The sequence below is a fragment of the Streptococcus sp. 68 genome (assembly GCF_013277415.1).
Taxonomy (GTDB): Bacteria; Bacillota; Bacilli; order Lactobacillales; family Streptococcaceae; genus Streptococcus.
Genome location: NZ_VMMX01000023.1, coordinates 1 through 2,435 on the forward strand (window position 1 = coordinate 1; position 2,435 = coordinate 2,435).

The 2,435-nt window shown below is 34.3% G+C and carries 4 protein-coding genes and 1 pseudogene; all 5 read left to right on the forward strand.

The window, feature by feature from the left end:
* A pseudogene (locus tag HT720_RS10070) lies at positions 1-87 on the forward strand (type I restriction endonuclease); the annotation flags it as partial.
* Positions 88-146: 59 nt separating this feature from the next.
* A complete protein-coding gene (locus HT720_RS10075) occupies positions 147-383 on the forward strand; it encodes an AbrB family transcriptional regulator (RefSeq protein WP_000260605.1) in 237 nt (78 codons plus the stop codon).
* Positions 380-793: a type II toxin-antitoxin system death-on-curing family toxin gene (locus HT720_RS10080; RefSeq protein ID WP_023941843.1), complete on the forward strand. Its 414-nt coding sequence runs from the start codon at positions 380-382 to the stop codon at positions 791-793. The genes HT720_RS10075 and HT720_RS10080 overlap by 4 nt, the downstream gene beginning before the upstream one ends.
* Before the next feature lie 117 nt (positions 794-910).
* Entirely contained in the window at positions 911-1,876 is a 966-nt protein-coding gene (gene xerA, locus HT720_RS10085; RefSeq protein WP_000444456.1) for a site-specific tyrosine recombinase/integron integrase, read from the forward strand.
* Positions 1,877-1,909: 33 nt separating this feature from the next.
* The coding region (locus HT720_RS10090; protein ID WP_173276072.1) for a restriction endonuclease subunit S at positions 1,910-2,435 on the forward strand (526 nt) is incomplete at its 3' end.

Here is a 2,435-nt window from a genome sequence, read left to right on the forward strand (position 1 = left end):
GTCGACAAATCACAATTGGCAATCCAAAAATCTCTGGAAGAACTTGAAACTTTGAAGAAATCTCTGATGCAGGAGTATTTTGGCTGATATTCTGCCATTGTAATTACCGTAATGATTTGTTATAATACAATAAAGGAGGAAATCAGATGGTAGTAAAAACAAGAAAACAAGGAAATTCAATCACCATTACGATTCCAAGTGAATTTAATATTCCAAGTGGTGTTAAATACGAAGCGAAATTGTTACCAAGTGGTGAGATTATCTTTACTCCTGAAGAATTGGGGCAGCAGGTTTCTTATGTATCTGATGATGCCTTTGACTTAAATTTAGATAAAATATTTGACGAATACGACGATGTTTTCAAAGCTTTGGTGGAAAAATGACAATCTATCTGACAGAAAAGCAAATTGAAAAAATAAATGCTTTAGCAATTCAACGGTATTCTCCAAATGAGAAAATTCAAACAGTTAGTCCTTCTGCCTTAAATATGATTGTGAACTTACCAGAACAATTTGTCTTTGGGAAGCCTCTTTATCCAACAATTTTTGATAAAGCAACGATACTATTTGTCCAATTGATAAAGAAGCATGTTTTTGCTAATGCTAATAAAAGAACTGCTTTCTTCGTTTTGGTCAAATTTTTACAATTAAACGGCTATCGTTTTTCTGTAACGGTAGAAGAAGCAGTAAAAATGTGTGTAACCATCGCAGTAGAAGCTTTAACTGATGAAAAAATGACAAGCTACTCCAAATGGGTTTCTGAACATTCTGTTAGAGAAAAGGTCAAAAAGTAACCTAGTATGCTGGATTTGAATGAGCACAAGAAAATAAATGAACAGACAATATTAGAATTCTGTAATGCAGAAACTGATATTGTCTCTTTTTATTGATGAATAAGAAAGTGAGAAATTATGGAATCAAAAGTTACAATTATCATGCAAGAAATGTTACCTCTTTTAAATAATGAACAATTACTAGCATTGAGAGAGAGTTTAGAACATCATCTAGTAGACGGAAAAAAGCAGCAGAAGTATTCGAATAATAACCTGTTGCAACTCTTTATCACCGCCAAACAGGTAGAGGGCTGTAGCTCAAAAACAATTCGTTATTACCAGAGGACGATTGAAAACTTGTTTAATGCTATTAAGGAGTCTGTGACACAACTCACAACAGATGATTTAAGGAGTTATTTAGCAAATTACCAGTCTGAAAAGGATTGTAGTAAGGCGAATTTAGACAATATTAGGCGTATATTGTCTTCTTTTTTTGCTTGGCTTGAGCAAGAGGAATATATCATTAAAAATCCCATTCGACGGATAAAGAAAATTAAGACTGAGCAAAATGTGAAGGAAACTTATACTGATGAACATTTGGAAATTATGCGCGATAACTGTGAAAATTTGAGAGATTTGGCAATAATAGACCTACTAGCATCGACAGGTATGCGTGTAGGGGAGCTTGTACAGTTGAATCGTTCAGATATTGATTTTGAAAACAGAGAGTGTGTTGTCTTTGGTAAAGGAAAGAAGGAGAGACCAGTATATTTTGACGCTCGTACGAAAATTCATTTAAGAAACTATCTTAACGACAGAAAAGATAGTCACCCTGCTCTTTTTGTAACGTTAGTTGGAAAAGTCCAGAGGCTTGGAATTGCTGGTGTAGAGATTCGCTTAAGAAAGTTAGGAGACAAACTCGGTATACAAAAGGTTCACCCACATAAGTTCAGAAGAACTTTAGCGACTAAGGCAATTGATAAAGGTATGCCTATCGAGCAAGTCCAAAAACTGCTAGGTCATAGCAAGATTGACACAACCCTGGCCTATGCCATGGTCAATCAAAATAATGTCAAGCATTCACACCAAAAATTCATCTCTTAAAAGCAAATCCCGATATTCCGAGGAGGTGGTTGCATGAAGAAAGTGAAATTAGGGCAAGTGGCTACTTTTATCAATGGCTATGCTTTTAAACCTCAAGATTGGTCATCTGAAGGGAAAGAGATTATCAGAATACAGAATCTGACTAAAACTTCAAAAGGGATAAATTATTATTCGGGTACGATTGATAAAAAATACATTGTTGAAGCTGGTGATATCCTTATTTCGTGGTCGGGTACATTAGGGATTTTTCAGTGGTGTGGAAGATCCGCAGTGTTAAATCAGCACATTTTTAAAGTGGTTTTTGATAAGATAGATATAGATAAATCGTATTTTAAATATGTTGTTGAAAAAGGTTTACAAGATGCTGTAAAACATACTCATGGTTCCACAATGAAACATTTAACTAAAAAATATTTTGATAATATTATGGTTCCATATACAAATTTGGGAGAGCAACAAAAAATTGCAAGTGAGCTGGATTTGTTAAGCAAGCTGATTTTAAGGAGACAAGAACAACTTGAAGAGCTTAATCTACTTGTAAAATCCCGATTTAACGAGA

What these genes read in the sequence shown, in the direction of transcription:
- HT720_RS10075 (WP_000260605.1), top strand. Translation starts at nt 147, where the DNA reads ATGGTAGTAAAAACAAGAAAACAAGGAAATTCAATCACCATTACGATT.
- HT720_RS10080 (WP_023941843.1), top strand. Translation starts at nt 380, where the DNA reads ATGACAATCTATCTGACAGAAAAGCAAATTGAAAAAATAAATGCTTTA.
- xerA (WP_000444456.1), top strand. Translation starts at nt 911, where the DNA reads ATGGAATCAAAAGTTACAATTATCATGCAAGAAATGTTACCTCTTTTA.